The 21,471-nt window shown below is 54.0% G+C and carries 16 protein-coding genes; 11 read left to right on the top strand and 5 right to left on the bottom strand.

What is annotated here, in order from left to right; all coding sequences use genetic code 11:
* Positions 1–306 precede the first annotated feature (306 nt).
* The 5 genes from GVN17_RS23360 to GVN17_RS23380 all read left to right on the top strand — a co-directional run bounded on the left by GVN17_RS23360 (position 307) and on the right by GVN17_RS23380 (position 7,510).
* Positions 307–1,191, top strand: a complete 885-nt coding sequence (locus GVN17_RS23360) for an ATP-binding protein (RefSeq protein WP_166597627.1) — start codon at positions 307–309, stop codon at positions 1,189–1,191.
* A 232-nt stretch (positions 1,192–1,423) separates the two neighbouring features.
* Complete coding sequence (locus GVN17_RS23365; protein ID WP_166597628.1) at positions 1,424–1,753, top strand: hypothetical protein; 330 nt, start codon at positions 1,424–1,426, stop codon at positions 1,751–1,753.
* Positions 1,743–4,496, top strand: a complete 2,754-nt coding sequence (locus GVN17_RS23370) for a Z1 domain-containing protein (RefSeq protein WP_166597629.1) — start codon at positions 1,743–1,745, stop codon at positions 4,494–4,496. Before GVN17_RS23365 ends, GVN17_RS23370 begins: the two co-directional genes overlap by 11 nt.
* Positions 4,486–5,454, top strand: coding sequence for a PD-(D/E)XK motif protein (locus tag GVN17_RS23375; RefSeq protein WP_166597630.1), 969 nt, complete (start codon positions 4,486–4,488; stop codon positions 5,452–5,454). Before GVN17_RS23370 ends, GVN17_RS23375 begins: the two co-directional genes overlap by 11 nt.
* Positions 5,447–7,510, top strand: coding sequence for an AIPR family protein (locus tag GVN17_RS23380; RefSeq protein ID WP_166597631.1), 2,064 nt, complete (start codon positions 5,447–5,449; stop codon positions 7,508–7,510). Before GVN17_RS23375 ends, GVN17_RS23380 begins: the two co-directional genes overlap by 8 nt.
* A gap of 44 nt (positions 7,511–7,554) precedes the next feature.
* Here the strand turns inward: GVN17_RS23380 and GVN17_RS23385 are convergent, their stop codons facing one another.
* Positions 7,555–7,968: a very short patch repair endonuclease gene (locus tag GVN17_RS23385; RefSeq protein WP_306167761.1), complete on the bottom strand. Its 414-nt coding sequence runs from the start codon at positions 7,966–7,968 to the stop codon at positions 7,555–7,557.
* Positions 7,969–8,014: 46 nt separating this feature from the next.
* Here GVN17_RS23385 and GVN17_RS23390 point away from each other — a divergent pair, with 46 nt between their 5' ends.
* Both GVN17_RS23390 and GVN17_RS23395 read left to right on the top strand, forming a co-directional pair.
* Positions 8,015–9,670: a DNA cytosine methyltransferase gene (locus GVN17_RS23390; protein WP_166597653.1), complete on the top strand. Its 1,656-nt coding sequence runs from the start codon at positions 8,015–8,017 to the stop codon at positions 9,668–9,670.
* A gap of 149 nt (positions 9,671–9,819) precedes the next feature.
* Complete coding sequence (locus GVN17_RS23395; RefSeq protein WP_166597633.1) at positions 9,820–10,203, top strand: hypothetical protein; 384 nt, start codon at positions 9,820–9,822, stop codon at positions 10,201–10,203.
* A 447-nt stretch (positions 10,204–10,650) separates the two neighbouring features.
* On the opposite strand, the gene GVN17_RS23400 is transcribed toward GVN17_RS23395, so the two are convergent.
* Together GVN17_RS23400 and GVN17_RS23405 are read right to left on the bottom strand one after the other, a co-directional pair.
* Positions 10,651–11,898 carry a ribonucleotide-diphosphate reductase subunit beta gene (locus GVN17_RS23400; RefSeq protein WP_166597634.1) on the bottom strand — a complete coding sequence of 416 codons (1,248 nt, stop codon included), beginning with the start codon at positions 11,896–11,898 and terminating at the stop codon, positions 10,651–10,653.
* Between the two features lie 356 nt (positions 11,899–12,254).
* The gene (locus GVN17_RS23405; protein WP_166597635.1) at positions 12,255–15,170 is read right to left on the bottom strand and encodes a ribonucleoside-diphosphate reductase subunit alpha; all 2,916 of its coding nucleotides are present in this window, start codon (positions 15,168–15,170) and stop codon (positions 12,255–12,257) included.
* A gap of 869 nt (positions 15,171–16,039) precedes the next feature.
* Here GVN17_RS23405 and GVN17_RS23410 point away from each other — a divergent pair.
* From GVN17_RS23410 to fhuF, 3 genes are read left to right on the top strand one after another with little or no spacing between them, the layout of a single operon-like run.
* Positions 16,040–16,780 (top strand): response regulator, encoded by a 741-nt coding sequence (locus GVN17_RS23410; protein ID WP_166597636.1) that lies wholly within the window; start codon positions 16,040–16,042, stop codon positions 16,778–16,780.
* Entirely contained in the window at positions 16,777–18,417 is a 1,641-nt protein-coding gene (locus GVN17_RS23415) for an ATP-binding protein (RefSeq protein ID WP_166597637.1), read from the top strand. The genes GVN17_RS23410 and GVN17_RS23415 overlap by 4 nt, the downstream gene beginning before the upstream one ends.
* Positions 18,375–19,127 carry a siderophore-iron reductase FhuF gene (fhuF, locus tag GVN17_RS23420; protein ID WP_166597638.1) on the top strand — a complete coding sequence of 251 codons (753 nt, stop codon included), beginning with the start codon at positions 18,375–18,377 and terminating at the stop codon, positions 19,125–19,127. The genes GVN17_RS23415 and fhuF overlap by 43 nt, the downstream gene beginning before the upstream one ends.
* A 122-nt stretch (positions 19,128–19,249) precedes the next feature.
* On the opposite strand, the gene GVN17_RS23425 is transcribed toward fhuF, so the two are convergent.
* Both GVN17_RS23425 and GVN17_RS23430 read right to left on the bottom strand, forming a co-directional pair.
* The gene (locus GVN17_RS23425) at positions 19,250–19,969 is read right to left on the bottom strand and encodes a 4'-phosphopantetheinyl transferase (protein ID WP_218576378.1); all 720 of its coding nucleotides are present in this window, start codon (positions 19,967–19,969) and stop codon (positions 19,250–19,252) included.
* A gap of 196 nt (positions 19,970–20,165) precedes the next feature.
* Positions 20,166–20,972 carry a dienelactone hydrolase family protein gene (locus GVN17_RS23430; RefSeq protein ID WP_166597655.1) on the bottom strand — a complete coding sequence of 269 codons (807 nt, stop codon included), beginning with the start codon at positions 20,970–20,972 and terminating at the stop codon, positions 20,166–20,168.
* Between the two features lie 225 nt (positions 20,973–21,197).
* Here GVN17_RS23430 and GVN17_RS23435 point away from each other — a divergent pair, with 225 nt between their 5' ends.
* Positions 21,198–21,452: a hypothetical protein gene (locus GVN17_RS23435; protein ID WP_166597639.1), complete on the top strand. Its 255-nt coding sequence runs from the start codon at positions 21,198–21,200 to the stop codon at positions 21,450–21,452.
* The last annotated feature ends 19 nt before the right edge of the window (positions 21,453–21,471 follow it).

Consider the following 21,471-nt stretch of genomic DNA (forward strand, 5'->3'; position numbering starts at 1 on the left):
AAACGTGCTCCAGCAAACCAGCAGTGAGATTACAGGTAGGGTTTCATCCCTTGTAGCTCAAACTTCAATCGATGGGCACCCTTCTTTAGCAAAAGTCTGCGGATCTGGCTTTGTGGTCCTCAAGCATCGCACCCTGCTGGTTGTTCTTGGCTGATAGCTAATGCTGAATTTTCTTACGCGAAAATCGTCGTTTACCCGCAACTCCGCTAGGGATAGTATCGCAATAGCGTGTTGCCACATTGTCCAAATGGACGGACGGAGGAATAAGAATTGAGGATAGCGAATCCGCCTCAGGCAAGGGACCTGATGGCTACCGCACGGAGTTTTGGCAACTATGACCTAGCAGCCGCACTTGCCGATCTTATCGATAACAGCATCAAAGCTAAGGCTTCGCGGGTAGATATCTCATTTGAGCCTGAGGGCGATGATGTAGTGGTGAGGATCCGCGACGACGGCATGGGGATGGACCATGAAACTCTCAAGATTGCGATGCGTCCTGCAAGTGCCAATCCACAGGATGTGCGTGACACCGATGACCTCGGAAGGTTTGGATGGGGGTTGAAATCGGCTTCTTTATCTCAAGCGAGAGTGTTGACTGTAGTGACGTGGTGCCAAGGGGGTATCAGTGCTGCGCGATGGGATATAGATGATATTGATGATTGGGCTATGGACATATTTGAGGGGCACGAAGCCAAAAGTCTGCTGGTTGAACCGCCTAGGTCGAAGTCGGGTACGGAGATAATATGGACCCGCTCTGACAGAGTGCTTGACACAGATATCGTTGCTTCGTTCGATGACTCTCTGACATACACAATTGCAAATGCGAACCAAAGGCTATCGTTGGTATTTCACCGCTATCTGGCGGGAGAGGCTGAGCGGCGATTGACTGTTTCAGTAAATGGGCGAGTATTGCGCCCGATTGATCCGTTTATGACTTCTCACGATGCGACACAAACTCTCGATGCCGAGGAGATTAGAACAGCAAACGGATCTGTTGTGAGCATCCAACCCTATGTTCTGCCCCATTTTTCAGCTTACAGTCGAAGAGCAAGAACGGCTTGGTGGGCCCGAGGGTATGGTCAGAAACCAAGGGTTCTATGTTTATCGAAACAAGAGACTAATAATATTTGGCACTTGGTTTCGACTGGTCCCTCACGGAGAGTTATCACAACTGACTCGGGTCAGGGTTGATCTTCCAAATACTTTAGACGACGAATGGCGTATTACAGTAGATAAGTCAGATGCACAGCTCCCGGCAGCCCTCAAACGTCGCCTCCAAAATGTAGTTAAGCGATTTAATCGGCGATCATTCTCGGTCCACCGTAAAAAAGGAGTGAGTCTGGATGTGCCAAAGGTGCAGTCAGTTTGGATACGATATGTAAAAAACAGTCAAGTGCGTTACAGGGTGAATAGGGACCATCCGATGGTGCTGAGCTTGATGGAGGCAAACTCAACGTCTCATATTGCCGATTCCGTACTTCGATTGTTAGAGTCCTACTTTCCAACTGACAGATTTCTTATCGATGCAAATGGGGTAGGCGTAAATCAATGTCCAACCTCCACTGAGGAGTTTGAGTCGTTGCTTCACCAGTGTGTGATTAATTTCTTGCAAACCGTTGATGGGAAACTCAATGTAGATGAGTTTCTGGAGTTTATAAGGGCCGTCGAACCCTTCTCCACCCAATGGACTTACACAGAAAGCTATGTTCGAAAAAATACTGCAAAAAAATGGGGTATGGGAAATGGATTTTGACGCTGCTCTCAGTTTTCTTCGAATGGAAATAGATAAAATCGTTAAAGGGCGAGCCGCTGTTTCTCAAGGTTTTTTGGAGGAACACGTAAAACAAAAGTCTGGGATTGCAAGGATTTTGGAAGAAGAATTCGCGAATCGATTGATTCGGCATCTTGAAACTTTTTACGGGACTAGCCAAGGTGATGGACATGTCCTGAAAACTGACTTTGAAGAGTGGTTTCCAAAGCGTAAAGGAGAAGTAAATTTCTATTTTTGGCGCCGGTTACAAAAATACTGGCTGGATCACTCGGTTCTTCCGGTCAATGTTGTCGGGTCTGTAGATAACGTTACAGACGAAATTGTTGGTTACCTAGGCAACCCCCAAGAAATCAAATCTTGGAGGCGCCGCGGCTTGGTGATGGGACATGTTCAGTCAGGTAAGACTACAAATTACTCGGCGCTTATTGCCAAGGCTGCAGATGCAGGGTATCGAGTTATTATTGTTCTTGCAGGTATGACAAACTCATTGAGATATCAAACCCAAGTTCGACTTGACCAAACTTTTGTTGGAAAATCCTCCCTTGGTGATTCGGTGGCCTCAGTAATCTATCCGGTCTCTAACGTCTTCAAAGGAGTTGAAGGTGAGAATACGGATATTCGTCATCCGTATTGTGGTACCACTCAAGCGTCTGATTTCAATGTCGGGAAAGCAACTGGAATAGGTGCGGCCGAAGGTAATTTCGCCGACCCTATACTTTTTGTTACAAAAAAACACGAAAAGGTGCTTGAACAACTTGCTGGGTGGCTTCGGGATCTTCGCCAAGGAGGCCAGCTCGAAGGTCCTATGTTACTGATTGACGATGAAGCGGATAATGCTTCAATCAATACAGCTAGAGACCCAAGTGCGACAACTAGGATAAATGCTCGTATTCGAGAACTTTTGGATTGTTCTCGTCGCTCTTCATATGTTGGGTACACTGCGACTCCATTTGCCAATATATTCATTGATCCAGACACTAACGATGACATGCTTAAAGATGATCTCTTTCCCGAGAACTTTATAAAGTCGTTGGAGCCACCAGAAAATTATATAGGTGCAGATAAGCTTTTTGCCGAGGGTGGGGCTTATAATAAAGTTTGTGTAAAGCCTATTCCTGATGATTATCAAGACCTGCTCCCTCTTAAGCACAAGTCTGGGGATGCTGTTGCCGATCTTCCTGAAAGCCTTAAAAACGCTTTTTTTGAGTATGCCATTTTCAGATGCCTGAGGATGTTGGCTGGCGAAGGAGATCGACACTCTTCAATGCTAGTGAATGTAAGCAGATTTAATGCTATTCAACAAAAAGTTCATGACCATTTGTATCGCTTACTTCAGGAGTTAAAAGCCGCAGCCGAAGTGTGGTCTGGCAGTCCGACTTGGGAGCGGTCTGAGACGTTAAGTAGATTGAATAGTGTATGGCGGGAGGAGTATGAAGTATCTTCCGAGTATAGCTGGGATGATGTTCGAGAAGTGCTGCAACGGGCGATCTCGTCGATAGAGGTTCGGTCAGTCAACATGCGTGGGGGGGGCTTGGATTACTCCAAAGCACCGGAGTCTGGACTACATGTCATCGCTGTAGGTGGATTCGCGCTTTCGCGCGGCCTTACCCTAGAAGGACTTGCCATCTCTTACGTGCTTCGTAATGTGGGGGCCGCGGACACCCTTCTTCAGATGGGACGTTGGTTTGGCTACCGGCCAGGGTATGCAGAACTATGCCGAATTCACGCAACGAAGGACATGTTAGGGGATTTTCGCGAGGTTAGTGAGTCAGTTGAGGAGCTCCGTGATGATTTAGTCCGAATGGAGAGAATGGGGCTTACTCCGGATCAATTCGGTCTCAAGGTTCGTCAGAGTCCGACAGGTATAGCGATCACCGCTGCGAATAAAATGCGAGCGGCGAAGCCGCTATTGATGGCGTTAGATCTGTCTGGTCGGCACTTGCAAGCGTATGAATTGTTTAATAATGATGAAATCAATCACAAGCACTTTGATTTAGTTGTCTCGCTGGTTGAAGTGCTTAATTCGCGCTTCTCTAGCAAAAAAATAGAAGATACATCGGCGATGGTGTGGTCGGGCGTGGATGTAGCAGTCGTAAAAAATTTGCTCCAAGAGTTTAGGCTCCCTCAGCTAGAGTTCGCATTAGGCAACGAAGAGAGTAGCTTGGCGCTCGACTATATTTCTGATAGGGCAGGGGGTGAACTTGCGCAATGGGATATTGCTATTCCTTATCGAAAGAGGACTGGTGAGGTGGAATTCCCGTTTAACGTCGCTCAGGGAGGTGACATCTACTGTCGAGAGCGCCATTCCGGCGTACCAAAATCAGATGATCCTGGCGTGGTAAAAATTACTGAAAAAAATGTTGTTGCTGATGCTGCGCCTAATGATCTTATGTATGGTGAGCGCGGCGCTGAGTTGACAAATAAAATCCGCGAAATTGAACTGAATGACCCTAAGATTAGTGCAGAAAAATCTTGTTTGCTTTCAAGAAAGCGTCCGCTGCTAATTATTCATTTGATCAACTATTCGCTTGATCTGAAAAGGGGCGCGGGGCAAGAGCTAAAGTTTAAAAAGGGTACGCCGGTTGTTACTTTAAGTTTGGCGTTCCCCAACACCAAAGTTCCTCCTAAACCGCGAGAGTATGCAATCTCTGTCCGAATGGCGCAGTTGCTGGAACAACAGTTGGATGAAGCGCAGAGCGACGAGGAGTTTGACGATGAACTGTGACTTTGCTGGAAAGTGGGACGAAATTTCCGGGCGGGGATACGTTGCCGGCCGCTTTCGTGTCTGTCCGGATCATCTGCTTAACATGTTTGTTGGCTTTTCAGCCGGAGGATGGAGAGAGTTCACTCTTGAATTTCTCGGGGTGCAGTTGAATATGGAAACAATTCCGACCTTTGAGAATATTAATATTCGAGTTCAAGATGTAAACGGCCTCCATAGCCTGATATTACAGTTGAGGGATCGAGATCTCTCCGATCTGTTTTCAAATATCTGTAGTGATTTAGCTGAGGGGTCTTCTGCTGCCGTTACTTCGGAAAGCGCTGTTCATATATTCATTGCAAGACTGAACCGTTGGGCAGATCTTCTGCGTCGCGGGCGTAATGATGAGCTTTCTTTTATAGAAAGATTGGGGTTGCTTGGAGAACTGTGCGTACTTTCCTGGATGGTCACTGAATGTAGTGTGCAGCCTTCGCTGGCTGTTCGTGGGTGGCGTGGGCCAGAAGCAGATACGAATGACATAGGAGTTAACAATCTACGCGTCGAAGTAAAGGCACAACTTTCCACGCAGCGAAAATCCTTGAGAATTTCCTCGCTAGATCAGCTAGGAGGGGATGGTAACAATCTGTTTTTGGCAGTCAATTGCTTTTCCCCTTCGGAGGATGGAGTGAGTTTAGAATCCTTGATTTCTTCTATAATCTCTCGGTTGGACATCCACAGTAAAGGGGGGGTGGAGTTTCAGCGGAAATTGGTTATTGCAGGTTACGATCCTAACGCAGCCTACGCTAAAGAAAAATTCAAGCTGGAGGAAATGCGGATATATCACGTTATCGATGGCTTCCCAAAGCTTGTGCCTAGCAACGTTCCTATTGGGGTCTCAAAGGTGAAGTATGAAGTGGAATGTGAAGCTATAAGGGACTTCATGGTGCCTTCGTCTGAGCTGAAGGCTTTTTTCAATGCTTGATTTACAGGATGAGTACTCGCAATTGCTTGAAGAGGTCCGTATTGGAAGCATTGCGGATCATGAACTTCAGATTACTGAGTTCTTCCGAATATACTCAGAGCTAGCAGCGGAAAATGGAGATACACCCGATCTGGAGTATTGCCCCATCCTCAAGCAAGGGCAGGGTGGCTACCGAGTCGATGGATATGCATTCGACATACTTGAAGGCGAGTCAGGTGAGTCTGGCGATCTTTATCTGGCTGTTTGCGACTATCGACAAGAAACGATGCTTCCATCTATCAATAGTCGTGATATAGAGCGCGCTGTTGATGGGGTTGAGCGTTTTTTCAAAGCGGCTTCCAGCAAGGAGTTCCTTGAAAGCTTGGAGGAAGCCAGTCCAGCTTACCAGTTGGCAGTGCTGATACAGCAGTTCAATACGAGGGTCCGTCGATTACGTTTGATACTCCTCACAAATGGCCATTTGCGAGTCCGCAAGAGCGTTTTTAAATCCAGAGACCTAGGCGCTGTGACTCTGCACATCAACATCCTCGACTTAGAGCGTTACTCGAGAATATCTTCTACTGGTTCAGAGCCTGTGGAGATCGACTTTGAGGAAGATTTTGACGGCGCGATTGAGTGCTTGCCTGCTTCTGTGGGAATAAATAACTACCAAAGCTTTCTCTTTGCGATTCCTGGGGCGGTTCTAGCGCAAGTTTTTGCGGTTTTTGGGAATCGTTTGCTTGAGCAAAACGTCAGGACCTACCTGCAGGCAAAAACAGGTGTTAATAAAGGAATTCTGCGCACTATTGCCGAAGAGCCGGGAATGTTTTTTGCGTATAACAATGGTTTGACTGCGACTGCATCTTCGGTGCACACACAAAGGCTCGAAAATGGTACGCTAGCAATTGCCCATATAAAGGATTTCCAAATTGTTAATGGCGGGCAGACTACAGCTTCTTTACTTTATGCACGTGATGGTCAGGGACGGAACCTTGAGCACGTATACGTCCAGGTTAAGTTATCTGTAGTGGAGGTCGATAAACTTTCTGACTTGGTTCCTAGGATTTCCGAGTTTGCAAATACACAAAACAAAGTTTCTCTTGCTGATCTCGCCTCTAATAGTCCGGTACAGGTCCGGATTGAACGGTTCTCAAAAGAAATCGCTGTGCCCCAAAAAATTGGTGAGCTTCATAGCAGCAAGTGGTTCTACGAGCGAACTCGTGGACAGTACAAGAATCTTTTTGCGTATAAGTCCAAGGCTCAGCGTAGCAAACTTGAGTTGATGTACCCCAAAGCTAAGCTTGTGAATAAGACCGATATGTCGAAGTTCGAACTATCATTTGAAGGGTGTCCTCATCATGTTAGTGAAGGTGCTCAAAAGTGTTTCAATCGATACACCACCACCGTGCTTTCCAAACTTGGAGATGGATCTTCTCTTACAGAAACATGGTTTCGTCGAGCTATGGCTAAGGCGCTAATTTTCACAAGTCTGGATGATGCAGTCCAAAAGTCGGTTTGGTATCAAGCGGACCGAGGGTACAAAGCCCAGATAGTCACATATACGATAGCCGCCTGTGCGGACGGCTTTCGAACTAAAGGTCATCAGATTGATTTAGATCGCATCTGGCGAGAGCAAAGCGTCGCAGTGCCCATGCTCGCTTGGATGCTAGGGGTTGCTGAGGAGGTCTCAAATATTCTGAAGACTCCTCCTGATAATGTGAGGAATATTTCGGAGTTTGCGAAAAAGGATTTTTGCTGGGAGCAGCATGTGAAAGGCCGAGTTGGCGTTCCGGATGGCCAGACTCTCTCGTTTGGTATTTCAGAAGAAAGCTATCGTGATGAGGCCCGCCAAGGCGGCCGAGAGGCAATCAGAAACCTTGAGGTTGACTTTGATGTAGCCTTATGTGGGCTGATCCCCCGGGCGAACGAGATCATTGTGCAAGCTAAACAAAGCGCAGTGGTGTCGCCCAAAAATATGAGTGCGTTGAGCAAACTTGCATCTGGCAGTCTGAACCTGTCGAAGGGAGAGAAGACGGCTCTAAAGTATTTGTTGGAGCGCTTGGATATCGAGTATTGAGAGCTGCGGGTGCAGCTCGATGGGGTTCGCCGTCCGATGAGGGTTTAGACAAAGAAGTCGGGCCAGGAGATGCTTTTTTGATTACAATCCCGCACGGCTTCCAAAAGCCAATGCATCTCTACTTCCGGCTTGCGTATCCCACATTCCCACAGCTCGAAGACGCGCCAGCCCTGCTGTAGCAGCTCTGTCCTCTGTCTTAGGTCTCGTTTCACGTTCTGGTCAAATTTCATGCGCCAGAACTCTTCGCGAGTACGAGGATTTGTGGCATATCTGCACCCCGGATGTCGATGCCAGAAGCAGCCGTGAATGAAAATGCAGACGTTGTAGCGCGGGAGTACAACGTCCGGTTTACCTGGAAGCTCTCGAGGATGCAGGCGATACCTGAAGCCATGCTTATGCAGGAGTTTCCGTACCTTCATCTCGGGAGATGTGTTGCTGCCACGAATGGCGGCCATCATGCGAGACCTGACCTCTTTACTGACTATGTCCATGACTGAACCTCAGATGAATTTGCCCTTAGGCCGAGAAATAGCTGTTGATAGCCTTGTTGAGCTTTCGGAGCCGATTCAGATCGTCGATCTCTTCGCGGGCCCAGGAGGGCTAGGGGAAGGGTTCTCCACATCTGGTGGCGGCAATCGTTTCGAAATCGTGGTTTCTGCTGAAATGGACCCCACTGCGAGGCAAACGCTCAAGCTCAGAGCATTTTTTCGACTTCTCAAGCAGAAAAATCCTAGCCGGCTATGTGACTACTACGACTTTTGTAATGGTTTGAGGGATACCCCCTACAGCGACGGCAGCAAGGCTCAGTGGGATGAGGCTGACGAAGAGGCCAAATGCATCACCTTGGGTTCAGCAGAAGGTAATCTGGTGCTGGATGAGGCGCTGAATAAAAGGCTGAAGGACCAACCTTGGGTATTGATAGGTGGCCCGCCGTGCCAAGCCTATTCCATCGTAGGACGTTCGCGAAACAAGGGAAAAGCTGATTACAGCGCGGAAAATGATCACCGTCATTTTCTGTACAAGGAGTATTTGCGAATCATCAAGGAGCGAAAGCCGACCGTTTTCGTAATGGAGAATGTGAAAGGCATTCTTTCTTCCAAAGTTGGTGGTGAAAGCATTTTCTCTCAGATTCTGCAGGACCTTACTGATCCAAACAAAGCCTTAGGGGATCCCACTCCAGGCGTCAAATACCGCATTTGTTCGTTAGTGAGTGAGCAATCTTTCGGCCCTGGGGACGATGTAAGCAAAATCGACCCCCGCAGCTACATCATTAGGGCAGAGAATCACGGAATTCCTCAGGCCAGGCACCGAGTCATCCTCTTAGGGGTTGCTGTGGATGAGGAAGGGAATATCCCACACCACGAGAATTTGTTCGAGGCGTCTAGAAAAGTAAGCACGAAGGAGGTTATCGGTGAGCTACCCGAGCTGAGGAGCCGGTTGACTAAGCAGGCTGATGGCCGTGAGGTTTGGTACCGCGAGGTAGCGAATCATCTTGATGAGCTGAGAGCTGAAGTCGATCCCAAGGTAGAGCCCAAGCTCGCATCTGCAATGAGGATAGCTCGAGATTCTCTGTTTTCGACTCCTCTGGATGTTGGCGGACTTCGAGTACCCCGAAAACAATCGGATGGTAAAACTGGAAGTAGCGAATTGGATCGCTGGTATCTAGACGAGCATTTGAGGTATTGGCTGAATCATGATGCTCGTGGGCATATGCCCTCCGACCTTCGTCGATATATGTTCGCGAGTGTTTATGCTCGGGCCTATCATGTGTCTCCTAAAGGACATCAGCAGTTTGGGTTGTCTGGTCTAGCGCCAGCCCATAAAAATTGGGAAACGGGAAAGTTTAGCGACCGGTTTAGAGTTCAACTGGAGCAACTGCCAGCGACCACCGTGACCAGCCATATTTCGAAAGATGGTCATTACTTTATTCATTACGACCCAAAGCAGTGCCGTAGTTTAACGGTCAGAGAGGCAGCTCGGCTGCAAACCTTTCCTGATAATTATTTCTTTCAAGGGAATCGTACTCAGCAATTTCATCAAGTTGGAAACGCTGTTCCTCCGCTTTTGGCAAATAAAATAGCATCCGTTGTATATTCGGTAGTATGCCGTCGAGCCAAGGAACGTCGTGATACTCATAGTTCTCTCATTTCTAGTTTTTGACCGATTGCTCCTGTGAGGGGGTAATATTAATCTTTCGGCTGCCCCCCGCTCTTAGGGTGGCTGAAGGTTTAGTGGTAAAGACTGTGTCTGTCGTTCTAGCTAAAGTTAACGTCGCATTTTAAATGTGGGATCTTGAAAGGAATAATTTCATGGGGCTGAAAAAAATAAGTTTATATGCTGGTGTGTTGGGTGCCTTGGCATCTGTAGGAGCTTTGTTGATACCGCAGGCTGTATCCTCTCAGAGCTCTGGTTCGAATAGTCCAGTTATTTCTGGTAATGGTAATTCCGTGAGCTACCAAAACGGCTTTCCAAGTGCGGAGGAAATCAGAGCTCAGCGGCCAAACATAACTGATGGACAGTTTGAGGCAATAAAGCCGGGGATGACTTACTCCGAGGTTCTCGAAGTTGTGAAAATCCCAGGCAAGGAGGCAGCAGTTAACGGTCCCGTTCAAATCTACACGTGGGGTAATGAGATATACGTCTATATGACAGTCACGCTGGTAAATGGGCGAGTCCAATCGAAGAGCCACTAATGTTCGTCTTATCGTTCCCCCGCTTCGCGTGGGAACGTATCTTCGTCGTCCTGAGTTAGTTAGTACTAGCGCTGCACATGAATTAGCCTCGGCTCTCTTTGATGTCTCACGCATCTAAGTACCGTCAATCCTCCAAAAACCGAAACACCTCATCTCACTGGGTAAGTGGGATTTATCCACGTCGGCGATTGTGTAACAGTGGCGGGCTATGTCTATTTCTTGAATTTGACGTTCGGCGCGGAGCGTTGAAGCTACTTTAAGCTTTGTAGAGAGGAGAGCGTTTGAGCGTATCGAGGCGCTTCTATGGCGTGTTGGATGAGGTGATTTCAGGTCGACACATATCGTCGCGAGTGGCATTTTCATGCTGATCGTGGAGCTATCAGAAACTAAAAAGGGCCACCATCTCTGGCAGCCCCTTTCATTCCAAACAGTGATAGCAGGATCAAATCAATCCCAGCTCAACGCCCCACCCGTCTGATACTCAATCACTCGCGTCTCAAAGAAGTTCTTCTCTTTCTTCAAGTCCATGATCTCGCTCATCCATGGGAACGGGTTCGTAGTCCCTGGGTACTCTTCCTTCAACCCAATCTGGCTCAGACGACGGTTAGCGATGAACTTCAGGTAGTCCTCCATCATCGCGGCGTTCATGCCGAGTACGCCGCGGGGCATGGTGTCGCGGGCGTATTCGATCTCCAGTTGGGTACCTTGCAGGATCATTTGCGAGGCTTCCTCCTTCAGTTCGGCGTCCCACAGGTGTGGGTTTTCGATTTTGATCTGGTTGATCACGTCGATGCCGAAGTTCAGGTGCATGGACTCGTCGCGCAGGATGTATTGGAACTGTTCTGCGACGCCGGTCATTTTGTTGCGGCGGCCCATGGAGAGGATCTGGGTGAAGCCGCAGTAGAAGAAGATGCCTTCCAGAACGCAGTAGTAGGCGATCAGGTTGCGCAGCAGTTCTTTGTCGGTCTCGACGGTGCCGGTGTTGAATTCCGGGTCGGAGATGGCGCGGGTGTATTTGAGGCCCCAGGCGGCTTTTTTCGCGACCGACGGGATCTCGTGGTACATGTTGAAGATCTCGCCTTCGTCCATGCCCAGGGATTCGATGCAGTACTGATAGGCGTGGGTGTGGATCGCTTCCTCGAAGGCTTGGCGCAGAATGTACTGGCGGCATTCAGGGTTGGTGATGAGGCGATACACGGCCAGCGCGAGGTTGTTGGCAACCAGGGAATCGGCGGTGGAGAAGAAGCCCAGGTTGCGCATGACGATGCGGCGTTCGTCGTCGGTCAGGCCTTCCGGGTTACGCCATACGGCGATGTCGGCGGTCATGTTGACTTCTTGCGGCATCCAGTGGTTCGCGCAGCCGTCGAGGTACTTCTGCCAGGCCCAGTCGTACTTGAAAGGCACGAGTTGGTTGAGGTCGGCGCGGCAGTTGATCATGCGCTTTTCGTCGACGGCAACGCGGGCGGCGGAGCCTTCGAGCTCGGCCAGACCTTCGGCGACGTCGAGTTTGTCCAGCGCGGCTTTGGCGCGGGCGATGGCCGCGGAGTCGTTGGCACTGACGGCGCGTGCATCGCGAGCGGCGGCACCACCGGCGCTGTCGAGTTTGTCCATGGCAGCTTCCGAAGCGTGGCCAGCGTTGGCGCCTTTGGCGGGTTCAGCGGCGTCTTCTTTGTCGAATTCGTCCCAGCTCAGCATGACGATGAGTCTCCTGCGTGAGGGTCAGTGGTAGTGACTGACCGGGTGGATCTTGAGTGTTGGTTGCGTATCAGGCGTTGCACGCAAAGAACATGAATAGGTGAGGGGTAGCCCTCGGTGTTTCTTCTTTTGAGTGTCGATTCGGGAATCGCCGGTGCATGGACTGGCGTATTCGCGAGCAAGCTCACTCCTACAGGTGTGCGGTGTAGGGCCGTTTGCAGTGGTCCGGTTTGCGGGTGGTGGCGGTTTTGAGACGCTACCGCCGGCGAGCCGGACTGCTACATGTGTTGTGTCAGCGACTCCAGAGTGTCTGGTTCGCGGGCAAGCGCGCTCCTACAGGAGGAGCGCGGTGTGCCTTACTGGCAAGCCTCGCAATCCGGCTCGTCAATGGCGCAGGCTTTTGGCACTGGCGCCGGGCCGGCGGCCGGGGCTGCTTCGGCTGGACGCGGGGCGGTGATCGCCGAGTCGTCCGGGCCGTGGCCGCCGCTGGAAACGGCGTTGAGCTTGCCGGTGTTGATGGTGGATTTCTCGGTGCTGGTCGCGGCCAGGGCACGGAGGTAGTAGGTGGTTTTCAGACCACGGTACCAGGCCATGCGGTAGGTCACGTCCAGCTTCTTGCCCGATGCGCCAGCGATGTACAGGTTCAGGGACTGAGCCTGGTCGATCCACTTCTGACGACGGCTTGCCGCGTCGACGATCCACTTGGTGTCTACTTCGAAGGCAGTCGCGTAGAGGTCTTTGAGCTCTTGCGGGATGCGCTCGATCTGCTGAACCGAACCGTCGTAGTACTTCAGGTCGTTGATCATGACCGAGTCCCACAGGTCGCGGGCTTTCAGGTCGCGAACCAGGTACGGGTTGATCACGGTGAATTCGCCCGAGAGGTTCGACTTCACGTACAGGTTCTGGTAGGTCGGTTCGATCGACTGCGAAACACCGGTGATGTTGGCGATGGTCGCGGTCGGTGCGATGGCCATGATGTTCGAGTTACGGATGCCTTTCTGAACGCGGGCACGGACGGGCGCCCAGTCCAGGGTTTCGTTCAGGTCGACGTCGATGTACTTCTGGCCACGGGCTTCGATCAGGATCTGTTGCGAGTCCAGTGGCAGGATGCCTTTGGACCACAGCGAACCCTGGAACGTCTCGTAGGCACCGCGCTCGTCCGCCAGATCGCAGGAAGCCTGGATCGCGTAGTAGCTGACGGCTTCCATGGAGCGGTCGGCGAATTCGACGGCAGCGTCGGAACCGTAAGCGATGTGCTGCAGGTACAGCGCGTCCTGGAAGCCCATGATGCCCAGGCCGACCGGACGGTGGCGCAGGTTCGAGTTACGGGCTTGCGGCACGGAGTAGTAGTTGATGTCGATCACGTTGTCGAGCATGCGAACGGCGACGTCGATGGTGCGCTTGAGCTTCTCGTTGTCCAGCTTGCCGTTGACGATGTGGTTCGGCAGGTTGATCGAGCCCAGGTTGCAGACCGCGATCTCATCCTTGTTGGTGTTCAGGGTGATCTCGGTGCACAGGTTCGAGCTGTGGACCACGCCCACGTGCTGCTGCGGCGAGCGCAGGTTGCACGGGTCCTTGAAGGTCAGCCATGGGTGGCCGGTTTCAAACAGCATGGACAGCATCTTGCGCCACAGGTCTTTGGCCTGGATGGTCTTGAACAGCTTGACCTTGCCTGGGTACTCGGTCAGCGCTTCGTAGTACTCGTAGCGCTCTTCGAAGGCTTTACCGGTCAGGTCGTGCAGGTCCGGGACTTCGGATGGCGAGAACAGGGTCCATTTGCCGTCGTCGAAGACGCGCTTCATGAACAGGTCAGGAATCCAGTTGGCGGTGTTCATGTCGTGGGTACGGCGACGATCATCACCGGTGTTCTTGCGCAGTTCGATGAACTCTTCGATGTCCATGTGCCAGGTTTCCAGGTAGGCACAGACAGCGCCCTTGCGCTTGCCACCCTGGTTCACGGCCACAGCGGTGTCGTTCACGACTTTCAGGAACGGCACGACGCCTTGAGATTTGCCGTTGGTGCCCTTGATGTACGAGCCCAGCGCACGGACCGGGGTCCAGTCGTTGCCCAGACCGCCTGCGAATTTGGACAGCATGGCGTTGTCGTGGATGGCGTGGTAAATGCCCGACAGGTCATCCGGAACGGTGGTCAGGTAGCAGCTCGACAGCTGTGGACGCAGGGTACCGGCGTTGAACAGCGTCGGGGTCGACGCCATGTAGTCGAAGGACGACAGCAGGTTGTAGAACTCGATGGCGCGGTCTTCACGGGCTTTCTCTTCGATCGCCAGGCCCATGGCCACGCGCATGAAGAAAATCTGCGGCAGTTCGAAACGCACGCCATCCTTGTGGATGAAGTAACGGTCGTACAGGGTTTGCAGGCCCAGGTAAGTGAATTGCTGGTCGCGCTCGTGGTTGATCGCCTTGCCCAGTTTCTCCAGGTCGAATTCGGCCAGCACAGGGTTCAGCAGTTCGAACTCGATACCTTTCGCGACGTAAGCCGGCAGGGCCTTGGCGTACAGGTCGATCATTTCGTGGTGAGTGGCGCTTTCGGCGACGCCCAGGAAGCCCAGGCCTTCGGCACGCAGGGTGTCCATTAGCAGGCGGGCGGTCACGAACGAGTAGTTCGGCTCACGTTCGACGAGGGTACGCGCGGTCATCACCAGCGCGGTGTTGACGTCGGTCAGCGCCACGCCGTCGTAGAGGTTTTTCAGGGTTTCGTTCTGGATCAGGTTGGCATCGACTTCAGCCAGGCCTTCGCACGCTTCGGTGACGATGGTGTTCAGACGGCCCATGTCCAGTGGCACCAGGCTGCCGTCTTTGGCAGTGATGCGGATCGAGGGGTGCGCCTGAACCGGGGCATCGCCGCCACGACCGGCACGCTCTTTGGAGCGGTCGTTACGGTAGATCACGTAGTCGCGAGCCACTTTTTGCTCGCCAGCGCGCATCAGCGCCAGTTCTACCTGATCCTGGATTTCTTCGATGTGGATGGTGCCGCCCGAAGGCATGCGACGTTTGAAGGTCGCGGTGACTTGTTCGGTCAGACGGGCAACGGTGTCGTGGATACGCGAAGACGCGGCGGCGGTGCCACCTTCAACTGCGAGGAACGCTTTGGTGATGGCAACGGTGATCTTGTCATCGGTGTACGCAACGACAGTGCCGTTACGCTTGATCACACGCAGCTGACCCGGTGCGGTCGCGGACAGGTCCTGCTGGGTCGTACCTGTCTGCGGCGCGATGGCCGGCGAATTCTCGCGGGTTGTGTCTGTTTGCATGGGTGTCTCCACGTTCTCTAATGTTTATTGGGCATGAATCACATGCCCACCGTTCCGTCTTGAAGCAGTTGACCGACAAACGTCGACCCAATGACTTCAGAACGAATGGGAAGGCTGAAGGAGCGCCGACCCTGGCTTTGAAGTCCGAAAAGGGTGCGGCTCTACGGCTCGTCACCCGGAAAATCTGAAGCAGAATGCTGGTTTAATGTTGCAACACTTGTACCGAAACGCGCAGATCATGAAGCCTGGTGTCTGCCATTCGCGTGTGAACGGTCAGGCGGTGAAACGGGGATAATTCAACCCATTGGGCGCGAGAAAAATGCTTGAAATCTCTCGGTCACTTGTGTTTGGTTTTTTCAATGAAACCCTACATGTAGGGTCTCGATCAGCGACGGGGTACAAGATAATGCGTTTCGGACACTAATTGCAACGCATCCTAGACACATGACCTGTGGATAAAGCTGTGTGTAATTTGTGTGGGATATGGGGAAATCCCGCGTAGGCCGCGTAGCCACTGGGATGGGCTGCCGATCACCGTTTTTTCGCGAGTAAAAAGAATTTTACGGGTTGTGCGTGAGTGCAAATTCTGTCTCGGGCGTCGGGGTGAACAGGGATGCGTTGAGGGTGGTTTTGCATGTCGCGTGTCATGTTGAGAAACAGGGCGATGCACCTCTCATTCATCAGTGGAGTTCATCCTGTGGGAGCGAATTCATTCGCGAAAAATCGTTCAGACCACAGAGATGTATCGTCAGCCCCATCGATTCGCGAATAAATTCGCTCCCACAGGTGCCAAGTGCGCCCTATGATTTGTCGCCACGCGAGACCAACGGATCTTCTATTAATAAGAACAACCCCAGGAGACACGGAACGTGCAGCAAGAACCCTGGCAGGTGCTGATCGTTGAGGATGACCTTCGGCTGGCCGAACTGACCCGCGATTACCTTGAGAACAATGGCCTGCAAGTGAGCCTGGAGGGCGATGGCGCGCGGGCGGCGAGGCGCATTGTCGAGGAGCAGCCGGATCTGGTGATTCTCGACCTCATGCTTCCCGGCGAAGACGGCTTGAGCATTTGCCGCAAGGTGCGCGCCGACTACGACGGGCCGATCCTCATGCTGACGGCCCGGACCGACGACAGCGATCAGGTGTTGGGGCTGGATATGGGCGCCGATGATTTCGTCTGCAAACCCGTGCACCCCCGTGTGTTGCTGGCGCGCATTCATGCGCTGTTGCGGCGCAGCGACACGCCTGACACCCCTGCGCAAGAATCACGGCGGCTGACCTTCGGTCCTTTGGTCGTGGACAACGCCCTGCGCGAAGCCTCGCTAAACGGCACCGGCATCGAGCTGACCAGCGCCGAGTTCGATCTGTTGTGGCTACTGGTGAGCAACGCCGGGCGCATTTTATCCCGCGAGGAAATCTTCACCGCCCTGCGCGGCGTCGGTTATGACGGGCAGGACCGCTCCATCGACGTGCGCATCTCCAAAATCCGCCCCAGAATCGGTGACGACCCCATTCACCCACGGCTGATCAAAACCGTGCGCAACAAGGGTTACCTGTTCGTGCCGGAAGCGGCGAAAGAAATGAGCGTCTTCGCCCGGGCCGAGCGATGAATTCGATCTTCCTGCGAATCTACGGCGGCATGCTCGGCGTGTTGGTGCTGGTCGCGCTGCTCGGCGTACTGACGCTGCACCTGGCTAACAAGGTGCGCAGCGAGCAATACCGCGAACAACTGGCCCACGGCACGTTTGCCCTGATGGGGGACAACCTCAAGGCGATGGATGGCATTGAACGCACCCGCGCCTTGGCGGTGTGGGAACGTTTGCTGGGCATTCCCCTTGAACTGGAAACCGCCGAACAGGCGCATCTGGACGGCGGGGCGCGCAATCGTTTGAGCCGCGATCAAGTGGTGGTCGAACAGACTGGCCCCCATGCCGCCCGTGTGTTTCGCGAAGTCGAACCCAGCGCACCCGGTAAACCCGGCAGTGCTCTGCTGTTGACCGGCGAGGTGCAGCAGATCAGCGAGCAACTGGCCCGTGCGACGATTTTTCTGCTGCTCGATGAATTGGTGCGTTTCCCCGTCGATGAGCAGCCGGTGCGTCTGGAAACCCTGCGTGTGAGCAAGGGCTTCGGCTTCGACATGCACCTGATCAAGCTGGAAAAAGCCGACGTGGACGATGACCAGCGGCGGCGCATTGACGAAGGCGACACAGTCATGGCGCTGGGCAAGGGCGGCGATTCGATCCGCGTCCTGTCCGGCGTCGGCGAAACCCCGTGGGTGCTGGAAATTGGCCCGCTGTACCAGATGAATCCCTATCCGCCCGAGCTGCTGGTGCTGATCGCATTCCTTGGGCTGTGTCTGATCGGTTTGGTGGTGTATCTGTTGGTGCGTCGGCTAGAGCGTCGTCTTCGAGGGCTGGAAGCGGCGGCCACGCAGATCGCCCAGGGCAGCCTGGAAACCCGCGTGCCGGAAACCGGCGCCGACTCGGTGGGGCGGCTGGCCTCGGCGTTCAACGGTATGGCCGAGCATTTGCAGCGTTCATTGACCATTCAGCGCGAACTGGTGCGTGCCGTGTCTCACGAGCTGCGCACGCCGGTGGCGCGCCTGCGTTTCGGCCTGGAGATGATCAGCGATGCCAGCACCCCGGAGGCGCGGCACAAGTACATGGTCGGGATGGACAACGACATTCAGGACCTCGACAAACTGGTGGACGAGATGTTGACCTATGCGCGGCTGGAGCAGGGTTCGCCGACCCTGAGTTTTCAGCGTGTCGACCTCGACGCCTTGATTGATCAGGTCATCACCGAACTGGCGCCGCTGCGCGCCAATGTGCGGGTGTCGCGTGGGATTTGTGTTTCCGTCAACGAAGACGCCTTGGAAGGCGATGAAGCCTGGGTCGAGGCCGAACCGCGCTATCTGCACCGGGCCTTGCAGAATCTGGTGAGCAACGCGATGCGTCACGCTGAGTCCGAGGTGCGTATCGGCTTTCAATTGAGCCAGGCGCGTTGCCGCATCGATGTTGAAGACGACGGCCCCGGTGTCCCGGAAACCGCATGGGAGCGGATTTTTACGCCGTTCATGCGCCTGGACGATAGCCGGACGAGGGCGTCGGGTGGTCATGGGTTGGGGCTGTCGATCGTGCGGCGCATCGTGCATTGGCACGGTGGACGGGCGTTGATCGGTCGCAGTCAAGCGTTGGGCGGCGCGTGTTTCAGCCTGACCTGGCCCCGTCAGCAGGGGGATGTGTGACGCAGGACATCTTTAAAGGGCCTTTCGCGGGATTCGGCGAAACGTGGGTTCAGGACGATGGCCGCCCTGTGATTCCGCTGCCGGAGTTGTTGTGCGACGAGGTGCTGGATCGGCTGCTGATGCAGGTCTACGGCCCGGAACTGATGCCCGAGAAGCTGCCGGTGCTGGTGTCGCAGTGGTTCAAGTTCTACGCCATGCAGTTGATCCCTCCCGTGGTAGTGGCGAGTCTGGTGAAGGGGATGAGCTGGTCATTGGCGCTGGATGATCTGGCGTTTGCCCTGCATGAGCGGGGTTTTCTCGACGGGGTTCGATTTGAAGGGGAGGCGTTTCAGGCGTCGGATTCCATAGATCCCTTCGAGCGATTCGCGCCGCTGCTGGACAACCTGCAACAGGTGATCGAGCGGTTAAATGCCTATGGCAGCCTTGCATCGGCGGTGTTGTGGAGCAGTGCCGGGGATTATCTGGAGACGTGCCTGCGGCAACTGGCGCAAGTCGATGCTGCAGCTGCCGAGGTCGGTCATGGCTTGCTGAATCGGCGGTTTCGGCCAGATGGGACGCGCAATCCACTGTTCAAGACCATTACCTATAAAGAAGGGGCCGAAGGGCAATCGATTCGGCAGCGACGCAGTTGTTGTTTGAGTTACCGGGTGGAATGGGTGGGCCGGTGTGAGCATTGTCCATTGCAAGGGCGACCAGACGCAGCGGGTTGACCTGTGGGAGCGAATTCATTCGCGAAAGATCGCTCAGATCACCTCTCAGTGTCGCTTGATCCACCGCTTCGCGAATGAATCCGCTCCCACTGGGGATTTACATCCGCCGGGATATCACGGGGTCAATTGGCAATCGCCACCAGACTCAACAACTGCCCCCCCTCCACGCTGAACTGCGCGTCGAGTTCCTTGCCGCTGTGCCACTCCTCCGACAACTCAATCTTCAATCTCAGCCTGGCCGTGCCCGTTTCCGTCCAGCCCAACAATTCAGCGTCTTCGAAATAGAAGCGCTTGAGCACGAGGGGGTAGAGCGCCTTGAACAGCGCTTCCTTGAGGGAGAAGGTCAAGGTCACATGCAGCGCGATCTGGTGTTCGGGGCCGGCGGCCATGCGTTGCAGTTCGTCGGCGGTGAGGATTTCCCCGGCGAGTCTTGAGGCCCGCTCGGTGGTCATCAACTGTTCGACGTCCATGCCCAGCCCGCGCCAGTCTCGCTTGTTCGCGACGACGGCGGCGGCCCATCCGGTGCTGTGGGTGATCGAGCCGCACAGGTCGTTTGGCCAGATCGGGGCGCGATCTTCGCCAATCAAGGGCACGTGTTGACGGCCGTCAAGCCGGTGCATCGCTTCCCGTGCGCAGAGGCGTCCCGCGAGAAATTCGGTCTGACGTTTGGCGACCGAGCGTTGAATGTTGACGGGTGGTTCGATCAAGCAGCGCTGGAAGTCGCCGTCGACGAGCTTTTGCGGGTCGAATGGGGTGCTGACCAAAACCACGTTGGCCAATGGAAATGGAAGCGGCCAGTGGGCGGTGAGGGTGGGGCAGCAGTCAGGGAGGCTTGGCGTCATGGGCGGCATTGTGCCGTGGGATCGTTTGGTTGTCATGGGAACTGGGCATTGAGCCCAATGGCAAAGATCAGCCTGTGGGAATGAGCTTGGTCACGAACACGATATTCCAGTTGCCCCAAATCACTGACTGCACTGGCGCTTTCGCGAGCAAGCTCACTCCCACAGGGACGAGAATCAATCCGAATCTCAGATCGGCTTACAACGTCGAATTCTTCGCAAACTGCTCTTTCAGGAACGCCTTCATGTCAGCCCACGAGCTCATGTCGGCGGTCTGGTTGTAGCCGATGTCCGGACCGCCATGGTCGCCGTGGCTCAGCTTGTCGGCGTCGGGGTTAGTGAAGCCGTGTTTGGCGCCGTCGATGCCGACGAATTTGTAGTCAGCCTTGGCGGCGTCCATTTCCTTCTTGAAGTCCGCGACGTTCTGCGGGGTGACCATGGTGTCGCCATTGCCGTGCTCAATCAGCATCGGCGTTTTGGTCACGCCTTCCTTGGCTGGGCTTTTGGTGGTCAGCGCGCCATGGAAACTGACGACGGCGGCCAAGGGTTCCCCACGACGTGCCGCATCCAGCACCACGCCACCGCCGAAGCAGTAGCCGATCGCAGCGATTTTCTGCGGGTTGGTTTCAGGCTGCTTCTTCAACTGCTCAAGGCCCGCGTCGAAGCGCTTGGCCGAAGCGCCAGCGTCTGCGGTGGCGGCTTGCATGAAGGCCATGGCGTCTTTCGGGTGTTCGGTGTTCTTGCCTTCGCCGTACATGTCGATGGCCATGGCGCTGTAGCCCAATACGGCCAGATCGCGGGCGCGACGCTTGGCGTAATCGTTCAGGCCCCACCATTCATGCACCACCACGATGCCCGGACGCGGACCCTTGATCGCGTCGTCGTAAGCGTAATAGCCCACCAACTTCGTGCCGTCGGCGGCCTGATAGTCGAGGGTGCGGGTTTTCACTTCGGCCTGGGCCAGTCCAGCCAGGCACATGAGCGTGAGGGCCATCAGTAAACGCATGGAACGCATGTCTCTCTCCTTTTCGGGGGTGTCCCCTTTTAGAGGGCTTGATCTTGAGGGCTTCGCCTGGCGTTGAGCCTAGACGATTGTGCCGTACAGGTTCCGACCCCGTGCGGTACATATGTGTTCAGCCGACGTTCAGAACGTGTTCAGGAGGGGTTCAGCGCTGGCTGCGTATTCTCGGCCCCGTACCCACCAAGGCGCCTGGCGCCGGAGGACCTGCACATGCCGACGATCAACAAGCTCTTTCTGGCGCTGGCGTTTCTGGGTGGCAGCGCTGCCGCACACGCCACTGAAGGCCGAGCCGACGTTTCCCGTGCCGACGCGGCGAGAAACAGCAAGAAACTGAGCGGGATAATGATGCCGAGCGCGGCTAAACTGTCCGACGCCGCACCGGCGATGAGCGGGGCCTACGCGTCGCAGTCGGCCAGCTTGACTCAGAGGCCGGACAATTATTTGCCCGTTCATCACCGGTTGTAAGCCGTCAGCGTTCAAGGAT

This window comes from Pseudomonas sp. SLFW (genome assembly GCF_009905615.1).
GTDB classification, from domain to species: Bacteria; Pseudomonadota; Gammaproteobacteria; order Pseudomonadales; family Pseudomonadaceae; genus Aquipseudomonas; species Aquipseudomonas bambusae.